The organism is Tardiphaga sp. 709, assembly GCF_032401055.1.
In the GTDB taxonomy this organism is placed as follows: Bacteria; Pseudomonadota; Alphaproteobacteria; order Rhizobiales; family Xanthobacteraceae; genus Tardiphaga.
In genome coordinates, this window is the sequence record NZ_CP135529.1 from 2,586,034 (window position 1) to 2,603,453 (window position 17,420).

Genomic DNA, 17,420 nt, shown 5'->3' on the forward strand with positions numbered 1-17,420 from the left:
TCAGGCCGGCACTGCCGCTGCCGCCTGCTCCGCCAGAATACACCGCACCACACGATTATCGGCGAGTTCGACATTCGGCGGCGGCGCCTCGACGCAACGCGGCTGGGCGAATTTGCAGCGCGGCGCGAAGGAGCAATTCACCGGCGGCTTGTCGAGCGACGGCGGCGTACCGGGAATGGTCTCAAGCCGTGCCCCGCGCTTGGCGCCGTGCACGGTCGAGGCCAGCAGCCCCTGCGGATAGGGATGCACGGCCGAGCGCACGATCTGGCTCAGCGTGCCCTGTTCAACGATCTGACCTGCATACATCACCGCGACGCGGTCGCAGATCTCGATGGCCACGCCGATATCGTGCGTGACGAAGATGATCGACATGCCGAACTCGCGCTGCAGCTCGCGCAGCAAGAGCAGGATCTGGATCTGCACGGTGGCATCGAGTGCCGTGGTCGGCTCGTCGGCGAGCAGAATCTTCGGCTTGCAGGCGAGCGCCAGCGCAATCATCGCGCGTTGCCGCATGCCGCCGGACATCTCGTGCGGATAGGCATCGAGACGACGCTTGGCGGAGGGAATGCGCACGACCTCGAGCATTTCGAGCGCGCGCTTCACGCCCTCAGCCTGGCTCTTGCCCTCGTGGCGCATCACGCTTTCGGCGATCTGCTGGCCGATCGTATAAACGGGGTCCAGCGCCAGCGCAGGCTCCTGGAAAATCATCGACACCGTCTGGCCGCGAAATGCCGAGAGCTCGTCATCGTCGAGTGCCAGCACGTCCTTGCCGAGCACGTTGACCGTGCCGGTGATCTGAGTACGCTTTTTGGGTAGCAGTCGCATCAGCGCGCGCAAAGTGACGCTCTTGCCTGACCCGGACTCGCCGAGCAGGCCAAGCACCTCGCCTTCGCCGAGCGTGAGATTGAGATCGTTTACCGCATAGACGGTGCGTTCGCCGCCGAACCGGACGTTGAGATTGCGAACCTCGACAAGATTGCTCATGCCAACTCCGGGCACTGTTTGTGGAAATCCGTGGCGCGCTGGAAGGCAGCACCGATGGTCACCAGCGTCGCTTCATCGAACGGCCGACCAATCAGCTGCATGCCGACCGGAAGTTTCGACTTGGTGAAACCCGCGGGGATCGAGAGACCGGGCAGACCGAGATAGTTGATCGGGCGCGTGAAGCGCGTCAGGCGCTGGATCATCGCTTCAGCACCCGAGCTGTTGCCGACATCGGTCTCGGCAATGGTCGGAGCCGCGCCGGGCGAGACCGGAGCGAGCACCGCGTCAGTTCCGGTCACCGCAGCGAGATAGGCCGCAAGCGCAGGACCGCGCCAGCGCAGCGCCTCGATATAGGAGACGCCGGTGATCGCGAGACCGTTCTGCAACCGCATCAGCACCTGCGCGCCGTAGTCCTGCGGACGCTCGATCATCCAGCGCTTGTGCATTGCCGCGGCTTCCGTCGCAAGCACGAATTGGCAGGCTGCCGTGAGCTGGCCCTGATTGGGCAGATCGACTTCGACGATCTTGATGCCTTCATCCTTTAGCGTCGCAATGGTGTTCTGCAGAATGGCCGCGGTATCGGCATCGAGATCGTCGACATAGAACGCCTTGGGGATACCGACCGTCATGCCTTTGGCGGACACGCGCGTCGCCGCCATGTAGTCCGGCACAGGGCGCGTGCTGGTGGTCGGATCGAGCGGATCCGCACCGGCCATCAGACCGGTCAGCAGCGCGCAATCCTCGACGGTGCGCGCCAGCGGACCGACCGTATCGAGCGATTGCGACAGCGGCATCGCACCGGCGCGGCTGACCAGACCGACGGTCGTTTTCAAACCGGAGACGCCGCAGAAATGCGCCGGCAGCCGGATCGAGCCGCCGGTGTCGGAGCCGAGCGCCGCAAAAGTGAGACGCGCCGCAACGGCCGAGCCCGAGCCGGACGATGAACCGCCGGTGACGTGATCGACATGCCAGGGGTTATGCACGGCGCCGTAATGCACGTTGTGACCGAGCGGGCCATAGGCGAATTCGACCATCTGCAACGAACCGAGCCGCACCGTGCCGGCATCCTTCAGGCGCTGCAGCGATGTCGCCGTCGTGGTCGCCACCCAGTCGCGGCGAATATGCGAGCCGCAGGTCACGACATGTCCCTCGTCGTAATACATGTCCTTGTGCGCCAGCGGCACGCCGTGCAGCACGCCGCGGCTTTCCCCCTTGGCGAGCTCGGCATCGGCTGCGTCGGCCGCTGTCAGCGCCGTATCCGCCTCGATCGACATATAGGCGTTGAGGCTCGGCTGCGACTTCACGGCGCGATCGAGGCACGACTGCGTGGCTTCGCGCGACGAAATCTTCTTTGTGGCGATAGCGTCGGCGACTTCCGTCAGCGACAGCAATGCGGGTTCGGTCGCGCTCATTTGGCAGCCTTCGTATTCTGAACAGCGAGGAAGGTCGCGGGCTCAAGATCGAACGGCAGCGTCCCAGCCACAGCCGCGAATCCCTCGAACGCCGGCCCGATCGAATTGGCGATGCGCTCCGCAACCTCGTCGGAGGCCGGAAGGCCGCTGACTTCGGTCAGCGCCTTGATCTGCTTGGCAGTCGGTTTGGTCATGTCACTGCACTCCTGCGGCAGGTGCTTTGCTGTGTCCCGAGCCCGGAATCGCCATGTAACAGGCAGCCTGATGGCCGGTTACCGTGATTTCAGTCAGCTTCGGCGTCGCCTCACCGCACATCGCTTCGGCAAAGGGGCAGCGTGTGTGGAAACGACAACCGGACGGTGGATCAATCGGGTTCGGCGGATCGCCTGTGATCGGCGGCGTCTCGGTACGGTTGTCGGGATCGGATGACGGCATCGCGGCGAGCAGCGCCCGCGTATAGGGATGCGCCGGCCCGTCCCAGACCTCGTCCACCGGACCGAGTTCAACCACTTCGCCAAGATACATCACCAGCACGCGGTCGGAGATATAGCGCACCACGTTGAGATCGTGGCTGATGAACAGATAGGTCAGGCCGAATTCGCGTTTGAGATCGACCAGCAGATTGAGCACCTGCGCCTCGACCGACTTGTCGAGTGCCGAGACGGCCTCATCGAGAATGACAAGACGCGGCGACAGCGCGAGCGCACGTGCGATGTTGACGCGCTGACGCTGGCCACCGGAGACTTCATGCGGATAGCGGTTGGCGAAGGTCTCGGGCCGCAGGCCGACCTTGCCGAGCAGCTCACGCGCCAGCAGCCGCGCGGCCTTGTCGGCCATGCCGTGCACCTTCGGCCCGAAGGCGATCGATTCCTCGATGGTCAGGCGCGGATTAAGCGACGCATAGCTATCCTGGAACACCATCTGCATGCCGCGGCGTAGCTCGCGCAGCGAAAGTTCGCGCCCGACGGTGCGGCCGTCATAGATGATATCGCCGGAATTGCGCGGCATCAGATGCATCAGCAGCCGCGCTGTCGTCGACTTGCCGCAGCCGGATTCGCCGACGATACCGACGGTCTCGCCCTTGGAAATGGCGAAGGACACATCGTCCACCGCCCGCACGGTCTTGCTCGGCGCAAACAAGCCGCCGCGCACGGGGAAGTGCTTGGTCAGGCTGACCACCTGCAACAGCGGCTGTGCAACACCGCCAATGTCTTCCAGCGGCTCCAGCTTGTCGATTTCTTCTACAATATCACTCATGCCATCAGTTCCGGATATCCATGGCACTGCGCATGCCGTCGCTCAGCAGATTGAAACAGATCGACACCGCGAAGATCATCGCGCCTGGGAGTGCTGCCACCCACGGATTGACATAGATCGCGGTGCGCAGCGTGTTCAGCATCAGACCCCATTCCGGCTCCGGCGGCTTGGTACCGAGGCCGAGGAACGACAGGCCGGCAGCGAGGATCATCGACACCGAGATCAGGCCAGTCGCGTAGACGAAGATCGAACCCAGCACGTTGCCCAGCATGTGCACGCGCATGATGGTGAAAGCGTTCGCGCCGGAGGCACGCGCGGCTTCCACATAGTCCATGTTACGCACGCCCGTGGTAACGCTCTCGGCGACACGCGTGATCTGCGGCACGAAGACGATGGTCAGCGACACGATCGAATTGACGATGCCGGCGCCGAGCGCGCCGGAGATCGCGATGGCCAGCAGCACCGACGGGAACGCGTAGAACACGTCGACGGTGCGCATGATCGCGGTATTGAGCTTGCCGCCGACATAGCCGGCCACAACGCCAAGACCCGTCCCGATGATGAAGGCCAGGATCACCGGCAGGATGCCGATCAACAGCGACAGACGGCCGCCATAGATCAGGCGCGCCAGCATGTCGCGGCCGAGTTCGTCGGTGCCGAGCGGATAATTGGGCGTACCGATCGCGCGCAGGCGACGGATCATCGAGCCCTGATAGGGGTCTGCGAGATGCAGATAGGGCGCAAAGATCGCCGCCAGGAAGATCAGCAGCAGAATGAACGCGCAGGCCATGCTGACTTTGTCGCGCACGATGCGGCGGCCGACCGTGGCCCAATAGCCGCGGGCCTTGGTGGCAGGCGCCGCCTGCAATGCGGTGTCTGTCATTACAGTCATGAGAGGATATCCAGCATGGTCAGCTCCGCTTGATGCGCGGATCGATCGATGCCTGCGCGATATCGACCAGAAGATTGAGGAACACGAAGAACAGCGCCAGCACCAGGATCGTGCCCTGCAGCAGCGGCAGGTCTCGCTGGAAGATTGCGGAGTTCAGAAGAAGCCCCGAACCGGGCCACGAGAACACGGTTTCGATCAGGATCGAACCGCCGAGCATGTAGCCGAGCTGCAGGCCCATCACAGCCAGCGCCGTGGGCGCCGCATTCTTGATGACGTGGCGAAACACCTTGGTTTCCTGCAGGCCTTTGGCGCGCAGCGCTTCGACGAAATCCTGCGACAGGATATCGCCTGTGAGCGCACGCACCGTGCGGGTCACGATGCCCATCGGAATGACCGATGTCGTGATCGCCGGCAGCACAAGATATTTGATGTGCTCCCAGTCCCAAGCCCATGAGCCGGAGCCGCCCGGCCCTGCGCCAACCGCAGGCAGCCAGTTGAGCTGCACCGAGAAGATGATGACCAGCACCATGCCAAGCCAGTAATGCGGCACGGAGACGCCAGCGATGGCGATCGAGGTCGCCACCTTGTCGACCCAGGTGTCGCGGAAATAGCCGGCGATCAGGCCGAAGAACAGACCGAGCGTGAAGCCGATGGCCGCCGCGGCGATGGCCAGCGTCACGGTGTTTCCGACGGCCTTCAGCACTTCCGCCAGCACGGGGCGTCCGGTGGCGATGGAGCTGCCGAGATCGCCATGCAGCGCACGCCATAGCCACAGACCGAACTGGACCGGCAGCGGGCGATCGAAGCCGTAAGCGACGCGCAGTTGCTGCGCCAGTTCCTGCGATGCGTCAGCGGGGAGAATGGCCACGAGAGGATCGCCGGGCGTGATGTGCACCAGCAGGAAACACACCAGCGCCACGCTGAGGACGATAGGAATCACATAGACGACGCGTCGCGCGATGTAGACGAACACTAATCACCTTCGGTTCAGACTCTGCCCCCTCGTTCGTCATGCCCGGGCTTGACCCGGGCATCCACGTCTTTGCAGCGAAGAAGGCATGGATGGCCGGGTCAAGCCCGGCCATGACGTGGAGAGGTTCGTGCGAATATCAGCTGCACAATGTGCGGCCGATATTCACCTGTTGCTTACGGCGTGATCGACACCGGCGAGAAGTCGACGAACCAGCTCTTCGGCTGCACAAAGCCCTTGATCTTCGGGCTCAGCGCACGCGGACCGACGTCATGGGCCACGTAGAGGAAGGCTGCGTCATCGACCGAAGCGGCGTGCAGCTCGGCCAGCGCCGCGTCACGTGCCGTCGCATCGAAGGTGGTGCGTGCCTTGGTCACGAGTTCATCGAACTTCGGATTGTTGATGAAGCCCCAATTGTTCGAGACCGGCGGCGCCATCGACGACTGCAGGAAGCGAACCAGTGCGAAGAACGGATCCATCGCCGCATAGGTGACGTTGGTGGCGTTGGAGCCGTTCGCCGAGGGATCCTTGACGCCGCGGCGCCAGTTGGTGAACAGCGTATTCCACTCAATGACGTCGAGCTTGACGTCGAAGTAGCACTCCGCCAGCGCCTGCTGCAGATATTCGTTCATCGGCAGCGGCAGCATCTGGCCGGAGCCGGACGCCGAGGTCTGCGTCTTCACTTCGAGCTTCTTGGTGGGGCCGTAACCGGCTTCCTTCATCAGCGCTTGCGCTGCCTTCAGGTCATACTTGATCTCGAAGGTCGGCTTGCCGCGCCAGGGGTGGCCCGGCTCGAAAGTGCCGCTTGCCGGCACCATCAGGCCGGCGAGCAGACCATCCTTCAGGCCTTCACGATCGATGCAGAGATTGGCGGCCTTGCGGACGCGGATGTCGTTCCACGGCGAGCCTTCGGCACGGGAGAACTGCCACGGCCAGACATGCGGCTGCTCGTTCTTCTCGATCTTGAAGCCACGCGCGGTGATTTCCTTGACCGCGTCGGGCGCCGGCGCTTCGACCCAATCCACCTGACCGGACAGCAACGCAGCGGTGCGTGCGTTGGCTTCCGGCATCGGCAGCAACACCATCTTGTCGGTCTTCGGAACACGGTCCTTGTTCCAGTAGGCGTCGTTCTTCACCAGTTCGAGACGCTCGCGCGGCGTGAACTTCGACATCTTCCACGGGCCGGTGCCAGAAGCTTCGCGCGCGAAGGCCGCCCATGCGGCCTGCGACTTGGCCTTGGCATCGGCGCCTTCAGCCTTGTCGAACAGCGCCTGCCACTTGGTGGGGCTCGCCATAAAGAGGTTGGTGAGATTGATCGGCAGGAAGGAGTCCGGCTCCTTGGTGGTCAGCTCGACGGTCATGTCGTCGATCTTCTTCGCCGACACCAAAGTCGGCATGCGCGAGGCGGTTACACCGACCTGGCTGGCATCGAACTGGACTGCATCTTGTTTGAGCACCTTGTCCACATTCCAGACCACGGCGTCCGCATTGAAGGCCGAACCGTCGTGAAAAGTGACGCCGGGACGCAGTTTGAAGGTCCACTTCTTCTTGTCGGCGTCGTCGACTGCCCACTCGGTGGCGAGCGCCGGGATAACGACACTCGCTTTGGTCGCGGACGACAGATCCCAGCCGGTCAGGCCGTCATACATCGTATTGCCGGTGAAACGATTGCCTTCGAAGCCCTGATCGGGCTGGCCAAGCGTGCGCGGAATGTCGGCAGCGGTCATGCCGATGCGCAGCACCGTTTCGGCGCGCGCCACCTGTGGCAAGGTCAGGGCCGTGGCGAGCGTCAGCATCGTGACTGCTGCCGCGAGACGGCTCTTTGTCGGCTTTTCGATACGCATCGTAATCAGTCCCTCTTGGCTTTGGATGACACGTTGGCTCTCGCCAGTGTTGGTTTGTTCTAAACTGGCTAATTCTTATGCAACGCTTGTGCCAAGGCCTGCAACCTTGCACCGCAATGACTCAAACTGCGGCACTGCAGCACACCAGCACACACCAACCGTTCGAAATGCCCAATCTGGCATCAGGATTGCAGGTATCTGGCAGACAATATCCCACCATACGGAGTCTGGTTTATGCGCGTTCGAAGCTCGTTGTTTGTTGCGGCCATCGCCGCCGCCATAGGTGCAGCCGCGCCGGCGCAAGCCGAAACGGTGGTGCGCTATGGCATCTCGATGGCGGACGTGCCGCTGACCACGGGTCAGCCCGATCGCGGCGCCGGCGGCTACCAGTTCACCGGTTACACAATCTACGATCCGCTCGTCGCCTGGGAAATGGATGTCGCCGATCGTCCGGGTAAACTCATTCCCGGCCTCGCCACCGAATGGAAGGTCGACGACACCGACAAGACCAAGTGGCGTTTCACCTTGCGCAAGGGCGTCAAGTTTCACGATGGCAGCGACTTCAACGCCGATGCGGTGATCTGGAATCTCGACAAGGTGCTGAACGAGAAGGCGCCGCAATTCGACAAGCGCCAGAGCGCGCAGGTGAAGACCCGCCTGCCCTCGGTCGCAAGCTACGCGAAGATCGACGACGGCACCGTGGAGATCACGACCAAGACCGTCGACTCCTTCTTCCCGTATCAGATGCTCTGGTTCCTGGTCTCCAGCCCGGCGCAGTATGAGAAGGTCGGCAAGGACTGGGACAAGTTCGCATCGCAGCCGTCGGGCACCGGCCCGTTCAAGCTGACCAAGCTCGTTCCGCGCGAGCTCGCCGAGCTCAGCAAGAATCCGGATTACTGGGACAAGAAGCGCATTCCGAAAGCCGACAAGCTCGTGCTCGTGCCCATGCCGGAAGCCCTCACCCGCACCAACGCGCTGCTCGCCGGTCAGGTCGACCTGATCGAGACCCCTGCTCCCGACGCTGTGCCGCAGCTCAAGGGCGCCGGCATGAAGATCGTCGACAACGTCACGCCGCATGTCTGGAATTATCACCTCAGCGTGCTGCCGGGTTCACCCTGGACCGACGTCCGCTTGCGCAAGGCGCTCAACCTCGCCATCGATCGCGATGCCGTCGTCGCGCTGATGAACGGACTCGCCAAGCCCGCCATCGGCCAGGTCGATCCGTCGAGCCCGTGGTTCGGCAAGCCGACATTCAAGATCAAGTATGATCTTGCCGAAGCCAAGAAGCTGGTGAAGGAAGCCGGCTACGGCCCGGAGAAGCCGCTGAAGGCGACGTTCATCATCGCCAATGGCGGCACCGGCCAGATGCTGTCGCTGCCGATCAACGAATTCCTGCAGCAGAGCTTCAAGGAAATCGGCGTCGAGGTGGAATTCAAGGTCGTCGAACTCGAAGTTCTCTACACCGCATGGCGCAAGGGTGCGGCCGACGACAGCATGAAGGGCATCACGTCCAACAACATCGCTTACGTCACCTCGGATCCGCTCTACGCCATCGTGCGCTTCTTCCACTCCGGCCAGATCGCACCGGTCGGCGTGAACTGGGGCGGCTACAAGAACCCGAAGGTCGATGCGCTGATCGACGAAGCCAAGAACACGTTCGATCCGAAGAAGCAGGACGAGTTGCTCGCCGAAGCCCACGCGCAGATCGTCGACGATGCCGTGCTGGTCTGGGTAGTTCACGACACCAACCCGCATGCGCTGTCGCCTAAGGTGAAGAAGTTCGTGCAGGCCCAGCACTGGTTCCAGGACCTGACCACAATCGGTCTCGACTGAGCTTCGGCACACCAGCCGATCGCATTATCAACACGCCGTCGGGCAACCGGCGGCGTTTTTGTTTGCAATGAGAACGATGGATACCGCCGGCGAAAACGGAACCCTCGCTTGCGCCACGACTTGAACCGCACCGTCCTGCATACCGGTGCCATCATGATCGACGACCTCTGGTACAAAAACGCCGTTTTCTACTGCCTGTCCGTCGGCAGTTTCATGGATGCCGACGGTGACGGTTGCGGCGATTTCAAGGGCCTCACGCGGCGGCTTGACTACATTCATGGCCTCGGCATTACCGCGATCTGGCTAATGCCGTTCCAGCCGTCGCCCGGCAAGGACGACGGCTACGACATCTCAGACTATTACGGCGTCGATCCGCGCTACGGCACGCTCGGCGACTTTGTCGAATTCACCCATGGCTGCCACCAGCGCGGCATCCGCGTCATCATCGATCTCGTGGTCAACCACACCTCGGACCAGCATGCCTGGTTCAAGGACGCGCGCAGCGCCAGGGATTCGAAGTATCGCGACTGGTATGTCTGGTCGGACAAGAAGCCAGCCAATGCCAACAAGGGCATGGTGTTTCCCGGCGTGCAGAAATCGACCTGGACCCACGACACCACGTCGAAGTCCTGGTTCTTCCATCGCTTCTACGATTTTCAGCCCGACCTCAACACATCAAATCCCTATGTACAGGCCGAGATCCTGAAGATTATGGGCTTCTGGCTGCAGCTCGGCGTCTCCGGCTTCCGCATGGACGCCGTGCCCTTCGTGATCGCCACCAAGGGACCGAAGGTCAATAAGCCGACCGAACAATACGACATGCTGCGCGCCTTCCGCGAATTCCTGCAATGGCGCAAGGGCGATGCAATCATTCTCGCCGAAGCCAATGTGCTGCCGGAAACCGACATGGAATATTTCGGAGACGATGGCGACCGCATGCAGATGATGTTCAACTTCCACGTCAACCAGAACCTTTTCTATGCGCTGGCCTCCGGCGATGTACGTCCACTGGCGGCGGCCATGAAGGTGACCAAGCCGCGCCCGGCGACGGCGCAATGGGGCTTGTTTCTGCGCAATCATGACGAGCTCGATCTTGGACGGCTGACTGAAGAGCAACGCCAGACGGTGTTTGCCAAATTCGGCCCGGACAAGGACATGCAGCTCTACGACCGCGGCATCCGCCGTCGGCTGGCGCCTATGTTGGGCGGCGACCGGCGCCGGCTCGAACTCGCTTATAGCCTGATGTACACGCTGCCCGGCACACCGGTGCTGCGCTATGGCGACGAAATCGCCATGGGCGACGATCTATCCCTACCGGAGCGCAATTGCGCGCGAACGCCGATGCAATGGTCGACCGAGCCGCATGCCGGCTTCACCAAGAGCGACAGGTCGAAAAACCCGGTGATCAACAAAGGCCCCTATGGCTACGACCACGTGAATGTCGCCAAACAACGCCGCGATCCCAATTCGATGCTGAACTGGACCGAGCGCATGATCCGCATGCGCAAGGAAGTGCCGGAGATCGGTTGGGGCGACTTTGCCATCATCGCCACGCGCAATCCGGCCGTGCTCGCGATCCGCTATGACTGGCGCAACAACTCGGTCTTGTTCGTGCATAATCTCGACGAGAAACCCTGCGAAGTTACCTTTGCTGTCGGGATAGACGGCCAGCAGGGCGAACACCTGATCAACCTTCTGGCTGAAGACCACAGCCGCGCCGACGCCAAAGGCAAGCATCATCTGATGCTGGAGGCCTATGCCTATCGCTGGTATCGTGTCGGCGGTCTGGATTATCTGCTGCGCAGAAGCGACATCGATGGCGAGACGGATGCGCATCCGGGATAATCGCACCAGCCCCTCCGCGTCATTGCGAGCGCAAGCCAGGCAGTCCAGGAAGATGGCTGATGGACCTGAGCTATCGTAACCTTACAATAGCGCCCTCATTGCCGCGCAACTCCAATTGGCCCGACACGTTCTCGCCCTTACGATCCAGCGCCGTCGCCAGCAAAATCTCGCCGCCCTCCACATGCAATACGACAGGCTCACCGCTCAAATTGAGGGCAATCAGGAGCGCCTGCCCGTCATAGACGCGCCGATAGGCCAGCACATCGCCCGCAGCGTCCACAGGCTCATAGCCGCCGAACACAAGCTCAGGCATGTGCTTGCGCAAATCGATCAGCTTCACATAGAGGCTAAGAATCGAATGGGGATCGGCCGCAAGCGCCGCCGCATTCTGATGCGGATAGTCCGCATCCAGCGGCAGCCAGGGCTGGCCGGTCGTGAAACCCGCATGCTCGGTGGCACCCCATTGCATCGGCGTGCGGCATCCGTCGCGGCCGAGACCAATCCCAGGCACATTCTTTTCGAACGGATCCTGAACCTGATCCGGTGCAATAGGCACCTGCTTCATGCCGATCTCGTCGCCATAGTATAGCGTCGGCGTCCCGCGTAGCGTCAGCAGCAACATCGCAGCGACGCGCGCCTGGGCCATGCCAACCCGGCTAGCGACGCGCGGCCGGTCGTGATTGCCGAGCACCCAGTTCGGCCAGGCGCCGAGCGGCAGTGCGGCTTCGTAGCGCGCGATCAATTCGCCGATGGCAAAAGCATTCCACGGCGCGGAGAGCAGCGCAAAATTGAACGGCAGATGCGCGCCCGACAGGTCACTTCCGTAGTAGGCGACCAGCCGATCGAACGGGAGATAGATCTCGCCGATCAGCACGCGATCGTCGAATTCATCGACCACGCGGCGCATTTCGGCGACCACATCCAGCGTCTCCGGCCGATCGGTCGAGTAGAGCGGCAGGAAAGCCTCGTGTGGCGGGCGCCCGGCCGTGAAATTCGGATTTGCAGGGTTATCGCGAAATTCAGAATCCTTGATCAGATGCCAGATCACATCGACGCGAAAGCCATCTACGCCGCGGCGCATCCAGAACCGCATCACCTCATAGATGGCGTCACGAACGGCAGGATTGCGCCAGTTCAGGTCGGGCTGTTTGTCGAGAAAGGCATGATAGTAATATTGCTGGGTGGCCTCGTCATATTGCCAGGAGCTGCCGCCAAACTCCGACATCCAGTTGGTCGGCGCGCTGCCGTCCGGCTTCGGATCGTGCCAGATATACCAATCGCGTTTGGGATTATCTGATGATGACCGGCTTTCGACAAACCACGGATGCTGATCCGAGGTGTGGTTCGGCACCAGATCGAGAATGATCTTCAGACCATGACCGTGAGCCGCAGCCACCAGCGCATCGAAATCGGCCGACGTACCGAAAATCGGATCGACGCCGATATAGTCTGATATGTCATAGCCGAAGTCTGCCATCGGAGACGGGAAGATCGGCGACAGCCAGATCGCGTCGATGCCGAGCCGCCGCAGATAAGGCAGCCGGCCAACGATGCCCGCGAGATCGCCGATGCCGTCTCCGTTCGAGTCCTGAAACGACCGCGGATAGATCTGATAGATGGTACCGGCCTGCCACCAGACTGTCGCTGCAGTTGCCATGGTCCTGTCACTCAATGTTCTGAGGCTTCCATCACGCACGAAAAAACGGCCCTTCCGAGGAAGGGCCGCCTCTCGTTCGGCGTAATATTAGTAGCGTTCGATGACAGTACGACGTTCGACGCCGCCATCGTAATAGCCACGATCGCGGTCGCGGCTGCGCTTGATGATCACGGTCTCGTTGCGGTCACGACGATCGCGGTAGTACCCGCGATCATAGTCGTCGCGATAGCGGTCGCGGCCGACGGCGCCAACCGTAACGCCTCCCGGACCGACGCCAACGCCGAACTCCTGGGCCTTGGCTGGAATTGCGCTGCTGATGCCCGCCGCAGCAACGGCGATGATGGCAAGATGCTTAATCATGACGTGCTCCTCGTGTGTGAACCATGAGGTAGCAATCCCGCACTGCAGGGTTAGTTCCGAGAGCATGACAAAACGATCACGCGTAACGCGCACGAAAGCCCGGAACCAATCGAGGTTTTGCCGAACGTGAACTAGCCGGGCGGTATAATTGCGTTGCTCGGTGTCGGCCGATCGGTGATCTGCTGCCCGAACAGGCTGCCGACCAGCTCGACCATCACCCGTGCGGTACGCCCGCGCTCGTCCAGAAACGGGTTGAGCTCGACGACATCCAGCGAACACATCAGGCCGGAATCGTGCAGCAGCTCCATGATCAGATGCGCCTCACGATAGGTCGCGCCGCCGGGCACCATGGTGCCAACGCCGGGCGCTGTTGCAGGATCGAGGAAATCCACATCGAAGGACACATGCAACACGCCGTTGCGCGCCTTGACCCGCTCGATGACACGGCGGATCAGAACTCCGACACCGAACTCGTCGATCTGCCGCATATCTGCAATGGCCACCTTGCGTGCGTGCACCAGCTCTTTCTCGAGCTTGTCGATGGAGCGAATCCCGAACAGATCGAGATTGTCAGGCTTGATCGATGCGCGCGGATCAACGCCGAGCAAGCCATCCAGACCGGGCTCGCCGCACAGAAAGGCCGCGGACATGCCGTGCATGTTGCCGGTGATGGTCGTGTGCGGCGTATTGTAATCGGCATGCGCGTCGAGCCACAGCACGAACAGTTCGCGCCCCTGCTCGTGCCAGTGTCGCGCCACGCCATTGACCGATCCCATGGACAGGCTGTGATCACCCCCCACGAAGATCGGCAGCGCGCCCGATTTGGCAAGCGTGTAGGCTCGCGCACTCAACGCCTGGATCCAGCTCTGGATCACACGGTAATGCTTGGCATTCTCCGGCGGCGTATCTGTCGACAGAGGCACAGACGGTGGCATGAGGTCACCATGATCCTCCACCTCGAAGCCAAGCTCCTCCAGCAGCGGCCCCAAGCCTGCCGTCCGCATGGCCGCCGGCCCCATCAAAGTCCCGCGCTGCGAGGCCCCGACTTCAACTGGCGCGCCCAGCAATGCGATGCGTTTGTGACGGGAGACGTCGGTCATAAGCAAAACTCCGGGCTAGCGACCCTCGCAGGCCAAGATATATTCCGAAACAACCTGATTGCATTGCAACGGAAATGCGGCGGCGCAGTTATCCCGCGCATTTTCATCACCAGACAGTGGGGCAATCGTGACGAACAGAGTAGTTGAAGAAGGTCTTCCCTATCCCTTTGGCGCGCATTGGGACGGAAAGGGCACCAACTTCGCGCTCTTCTCGGCCAATGCCACCAAGGTCGAGGTCTGCCTGTTCGACGGCGACAAGGAAACGCGAATCGAGCTGCCGGAATATACCGACGAGGTGTTTCACGGCTACATCCCGGACGTCAGCCCCGGCACTTTCTATGGCTACCGCGTCCATGGCCCGTATGAGCCGGAAAAGGGCCATCGTTTCAATCCGAACAAGCTGCTGCTGGATCCCTATGCCCGCGCCCATGCCGGGCAGCTCGAATGGAATCCGGCCGTGTTCGGCTACAAGATGGAGAGCGGCGACGATACCACTTTCGACGAACGCGACTCCGCCCCGTTCATGCCTAAATGCGTGATTGTCGATCGCGACTTCGACTGGGCCGGTGAAGCCGGCCGGCAGCCTGTGCCATGGGACCAGACCATCATCTACGAGACCCACGTCAAGGGCTTCACCAAGCTGCATCCCGACGTGCCGGAAAAACTGCGCGGCACCTATGCCGGCTTCGGCAGCAAGCCTGTGGTGGATTATCTCTGCGGCCTCGGCATCACCTCGGTCGAGCTGTTGCCAATCCATACTTTCATCAATGACGACTATCTGCTGAACAAGAAGCTGGTGAATTACTGGGGCTACAATTCCATCGGCTTCTTCGCGCCCGATCCTCGCTACGCATCGGACGTACCGAACTCGCTGCGCGAGTTCAAGGAGATGGTGTCGGCGCTGCACGCCGGCGGGCTCGAGGTCATCCTCGACGTGGTCTATAACCACACCGCCGAAGGCAACGAGCTTGGCCCGACGCTATCCTTCAAAGGCATCGACAATGCCAGCTATTACCGGCTGATGCCGGACAAACCCCGCTACTACATCAACGACACTGGCACAGGCAACACGGTCAACCTGTCCAATGCCCGCGTCATCCAGATGGTGGCGGACAGCCTGCGCTACTGGGTGCGGGAGATGCACATCGACGGCTTCCGTTTCGATCTCGGCACCATTCTCGCGCGAGAAGTCTACGGCTTCACCGAACAGAGCGGCTTCCTGAAAGCCGTCGATCAGGACCCATTGCTGACGACAGTGAAGCTGATCGCCGAACCTTGGGACATCGGGCCCGGCGGCTATCAGGTCGGCGGCTTCCCGCCAGGCTGGGCGGAATGGAACGACAAATTCCGCGATACCGCGCGCGACTTCTGGCGTGGCGAAGCGCCGGTCTCGGCACTGGCGCCGCGGCTTGTCGCGTCCGGCGACATGTTCAACCACCAGGGCCGCCGCGCCTGGGCCAGCGTCAACTTCGTCACCGCCCATGACGGCTTCACGCTGAACGACTGGACGAGCTACAACGAGAAACACAACGAGGCCAATGGCGAGGATAACAAGGACGGCTCCTCCAACAACGCCTCGTGGAATTGCGGTGTGGAAGGGCCGACCAACGACAAGGCGATCATCGCGCTGCGCGAGCGGCAGAAGCGCAACATGCTGGCAACGCTGCTGTTCTCGCAGGGTACGCCGATGCTGCTCGGCGGCGATGAATTCGGCCGCACGCAGAACGGCAACAACAATGCCTATTGCCAGGACAGCGAGATTTCCTGGTTCAACTGGAGCCTGACGACCGAGGGCAAGGATCTGCTCGCTTTCACCAAGCGGCTCATCAAACTGCTCGGCGGCTGCTCGGTCCTGCGTCGCAGCCGCTTCCTGACCGGCGAACACGATCCCGATCTCGACGTCCGCGACGTGACCTGGATCAACGCCAATGGCGGCCCGATGGAAGACACACATTGGAAAGACGGCAACATGAAATGCTTCGGCATGCTGCTGGACGGCCGCGCGCAGAAGACCGGCATCCACAAGCCCGCCGAGGACCAGACCATGCTGATGATTCTGAACGGCTTCGAAGGACTGGTCGATTTCACGATGCCCGAGGCGTTTGGTGGACAGGCCTGGGAACTTCTGGTGGATACCAATATCCCCGATACGAAAGGCGGCGAGGATTTCCCGTTCGGCCATATGTATCAGGTGACCGCCCGCTCGCTGCTGCTATTGTCCCTGAAGAAATAGCTTATGGCGCAGCGAGGCCGGCGCGGCCTCGCTGCCCACATTTTCTGCACATTCCTGTCACTGAACCTCGGAACGATGTTTGGTGACTACACTTGTCTGGCAACGATGAATTCCTGATTTGCCGAGCTAGTGGAGACGTAAAAGTGAAGATTCGCGCGGGCTACGACATCGCTTTCCAGTGTTTGCAGGAAACACCCATGATCCTGATGCTCAGCATTCATCCTTCGCGCGCGAAGGATTTGCAGAGCCCACACCGCATCCAGTTTTCCCATGACGTACAGGCGCATGACTATCTCGACATGTTCGGCAATACCTGCACGCGCATCGTCGCACCGCCCGGGCTCATCGAGATCAAAAATGACTTTCTGATTTCAGATAGCGGGCTGCCGGATGCGGCTCCGCCGTCCGGGCCGCTGCAGGCGGTCGGCGAGCTACCTGACGATGTCATGGTCTTCCTGCTCGGCAGCCGCTATTGCGACACTCAGAAGCTGTCAGATCTGGCCTGGTCGCTGTTCGGCCATATCGAGGATGGCGCAGCGCGCGTCCAAGCCATTGTCGATTACGCGCATCAACGCATCGAGTTCGGCTATCACCATGCCCGCAACGATCGTACAGCCTTTGAAGGTCATGAAGAGCGCATCGGCGTCTGCCGCGACTTCGCGCATCTGGCCGTCGCGCTGTGCCGCTGCATGAACATTCCGGCGCGCTACTGCACCGGCTATCTCGGTGATATCGGCGTGCCCAAGGATCCCGCGCCGATGGATTTCAGCGCCTGGTTCGAAGTCTATCTCGGACACAAGTGGTACACCTTCGATGCGCGCCACAATCATCCGCGCATCGGGCGCATCGTGATGGCCCGCGGCCGCGATGCCGCGGACGTCGCAATCTCCACCAATTTCGGCCCGACGCCGCTGGTGCGCTTTAGGGTGATCACCGAAGAGGTTTTTAGCGAAGCCACCCCTGCCGTCGCACGGATGTCGATGGTGGCTTAGTCGTTTAAGAGGCAGTCGGTAATTGCAAAGCCATCCGTGTC

Annotated in this window: 14 protein-coding genes; 4 read left to right on the top strand and 10 right to left on the bottom strand. The window is 61.6% G+C overall.

Annotated features, from left to right (window positions below; translation table 11 throughout):
• From RSO67_RS12785 to RSO67_RS12815, 7 genes are all read right to left on the bottom strand, one after another.
• The gene (locus tag RSO67_RS12785) at window positions 1-984 is read right to left on the bottom strand and encodes an ABC transporter ATP-binding protein (RefSeq protein WP_093757055.1); all 984 of its coding nucleotides are present in this window, start codon (window positions 982-984) and stop codon (window positions 1-3) included.
• Window positions 981-2,396: an amidase gene (locus RSO67_RS12790; protein ID WP_315843761.1), complete on the bottom strand. Its 1,416-nt coding sequence runs from the start codon at window positions 2,394-2,396 to the stop codon at window positions 981-983. Before RSO67_RS12790 ends, RSO67_RS12785 begins: the two co-directional genes overlap by 4 nt.
• Window positions 2,393-2,590, bottom strand: a complete 198-nt coding sequence (locus RSO67_RS12795) for a hypothetical protein (RefSeq protein WP_120287058.1) — start codon at window positions 2,588-2,590, stop codon at window positions 2,393-2,395. The genes RSO67_RS12790 and RSO67_RS12795 overlap by 4 nt, the downstream gene beginning before the upstream one ends.
• A 1-nt stretch (window position 2,591) precedes the next feature.
• Window positions 2,592-3,653, bottom strand: a complete 1,062-nt coding sequence (locus RSO67_RS12800; RefSeq protein WP_315843762.1) for an oligopeptide/dipeptide ABC transporter ATP-binding protein — start codon at window positions 3,651-3,653, stop codon at window positions 2,592-2,594.
• 4 nt (window positions 3,654-3,657) lie between these two features.
• A complete protein-coding gene (locus tag RSO67_RS12805) occupies window positions 3,658-4,536 on the bottom strand; it encodes an ABC transporter permease (protein WP_410001885.1) in 879 nt (292 codons plus the stop codon).
• 28 nt (window positions 4,537-4,564) lie between these two features.
• Window positions 4,565-5,518, bottom strand: a complete 954-nt coding sequence (locus RSO67_RS12810) for an ABC transporter permease (RefSeq protein WP_315843764.1) — start codon at window positions 5,516-5,518, stop codon at window positions 4,565-4,567.
• A 173-nt stretch (window positions 5,519-5,691) separates the two neighbouring features.
• A complete protein-coding gene (locus RSO67_RS12815) occupies window positions 5,692-7,359 on the bottom strand; it encodes an ABC transporter substrate-binding protein (protein ID WP_315843765.1) in 1,668 nt (555 codons plus the stop codon).
• A 234-nt stretch (window positions 7,360-7,593) separates the two neighbouring features.
• On the opposite strand from RSO67_RS12815, the gene RSO67_RS12820 reads away from it, so the two are divergent.
• The gene (locus RSO67_RS12820; protein ID WP_315843766.1) at window positions 7,594-9,192 is read left to right on the top strand and encodes an ABC transporter substrate-binding protein; all 1,599 of its coding nucleotides are present in this window, start codon (window positions 7,594-7,596) and stop codon (window positions 9,190-9,192) included.
• A gap of 153 nt (window positions 9,193-9,345) precedes the next feature.
• Entirely contained in the window at window positions 9,346-11,037 is a 1,692-nt protein-coding gene (locus RSO67_RS12825; protein WP_315844239.1) for an alpha-amylase family protein, read from the top strand.
• Between the two features lie 70 nt (window positions 11,038-11,107).
• On the opposite strand, the gene RSO67_RS12830 is transcribed toward RSO67_RS12825, so the two are convergent.
• The 3 genes from RSO67_RS12830 to rocF form a co-directional block, all read right to left on the bottom strand.
• On the bottom strand, window positions 11,108-12,694 hold the full coding sequence (locus RSO67_RS12830) for an alpha-amylase family glycosyl hydrolase (RefSeq protein ID WP_315843767.1): 1,587 nt from the start codon (window positions 12,692-12,694) through the stop codon (window positions 11,108-11,110).
• A gap of 87 nt (window positions 12,695-12,781) precedes the next feature.
• The gene (locus RSO67_RS12835) at window positions 12,782-13,054 is read right to left on the bottom strand and encodes a hypothetical protein (RefSeq protein WP_120287064.1); all 273 of its coding nucleotides are present in this window, start codon (window positions 13,052-13,054) and stop codon (window positions 12,782-12,784) included.
• A 131-nt stretch (window positions 13,055-13,185) separates the two neighbouring features.
• Window positions 13,186-14,154 carry an arginase gene (gene rocF, locus RSO67_RS12840; RefSeq protein ID WP_315843768.1) on the bottom strand — a complete coding sequence of 323 codons (969 nt, stop codon included), beginning with the start codon at window positions 14,152-14,154 and terminating at the stop codon, window positions 13,186-13,188.
• A gap of 127 nt (window positions 14,155-14,281) precedes the next feature.
• Here rocF and glgX point away from each other — a divergent pair, with 127 nt between their 5' ends.
• Together glgX and RSO67_RS12850 are read left to right on the top strand one after the other, a co-directional pair.
• On the top strand, window positions 14,282-16,387 hold the full coding sequence (gene glgX / locus RSO67_RS12845; protein WP_315843769.1) for a glycogen debranching protein GlgX: 2,106 nt from the start codon (window positions 14,282-14,284) through the stop codon (window positions 16,385-16,387).
• A gap of 143 nt (window positions 16,388-16,530) precedes the next feature.
• Window positions 16,531-17,379, top strand: coding sequence for a transglutaminase family protein (locus RSO67_RS12850; RefSeq protein ID WP_315843770.1), 849 nt, complete (start codon window positions 16,531-16,533; stop codon window positions 17,377-17,379).
• The last annotated feature ends 41 nt before the right edge of the window (window positions 17,380-17,420 follow it).

What these genes read in the sequence shown, in the direction of transcription:
- RSO67_RS12785 (WP_093757055.1), bottom strand. Translation starts at nt 984, where the DNA reads ATGAGCAATCTTGTCGAGGTTCGCAATCTCAACGTCCGGTTCGGCGGC.
- RSO67_RS12790 (WP_315843761.1), bottom strand. Translation starts at nt 2,396, where the DNA reads ATGAGCGCGACCGAACCCGCATTGCTGTCGCTGACGGAAGTCGCCGAC.
- RSO67_RS12795 (WP_120287058.1), bottom strand. Translation starts at nt 2,590, where the DNA reads ATGACCAAACCGACTGCCAAGCAGATCAAGGCGCTGACCGAAGTCAGC.
- RSO67_RS12800 (WP_315843762.1), bottom strand. Translation starts at nt 3,653, where the DNA reads ATGAGTGATATTGTAGAAGAAATCGACAAGCTGGAGCCGCTGGAAGAC.
- RSO67_RS12805 (WP_410001885.1), bottom strand. Translation starts at nt 4,536, where the DNA reads ATGACAGACACCGCATTGCAGGCGGCGCCTGCCACCAAGGCCCGCGGC.
- RSO67_RS12815 (WP_315843765.1), bottom strand. Translation starts at nt 7,359, where the DNA reads ATGCGTATCGAAAAGCCGACAAAGAGCCGTCTCGCGGCAGCAGTCACG.
- RSO67_RS12820 (WP_315843766.1), top strand. Translation starts at nt 7,594, where the DNA reads ATGCGCGTTCGAAGCTCGTTGTTTGTTGCGGCCATCGCCGCCGCCATA.
- RSO67_RS12825 (WP_315844239.1), top strand. Translation starts at nt 9,346, where the DNA reads ATGATCGACGACCTCTGGTACAAAAACGCCGTTTTCTACTGCCTGTCC.
- RSO67_RS12830 (WP_315843767.1), bottom strand. Translation starts at nt 12,694, where the DNA reads ATGGCAACTGCAGCGACAGTCTGGTGGCAGGCCGGTACCATCTATCAG.
- RSO67_RS12835 (WP_120287064.1), bottom strand. Translation starts at nt 13,054, where the DNA reads ATGATTAAGCATCTTGCCATCATCGCCGTTGCTGCGGCGGGCATCAGC.
- rocF (WP_315843768.1), bottom strand. Translation starts at nt 14,154, where the DNA reads ATGACCGACGTCTCCCGTCACAAACGCATCGCATTGCTGGGCGCGCCA.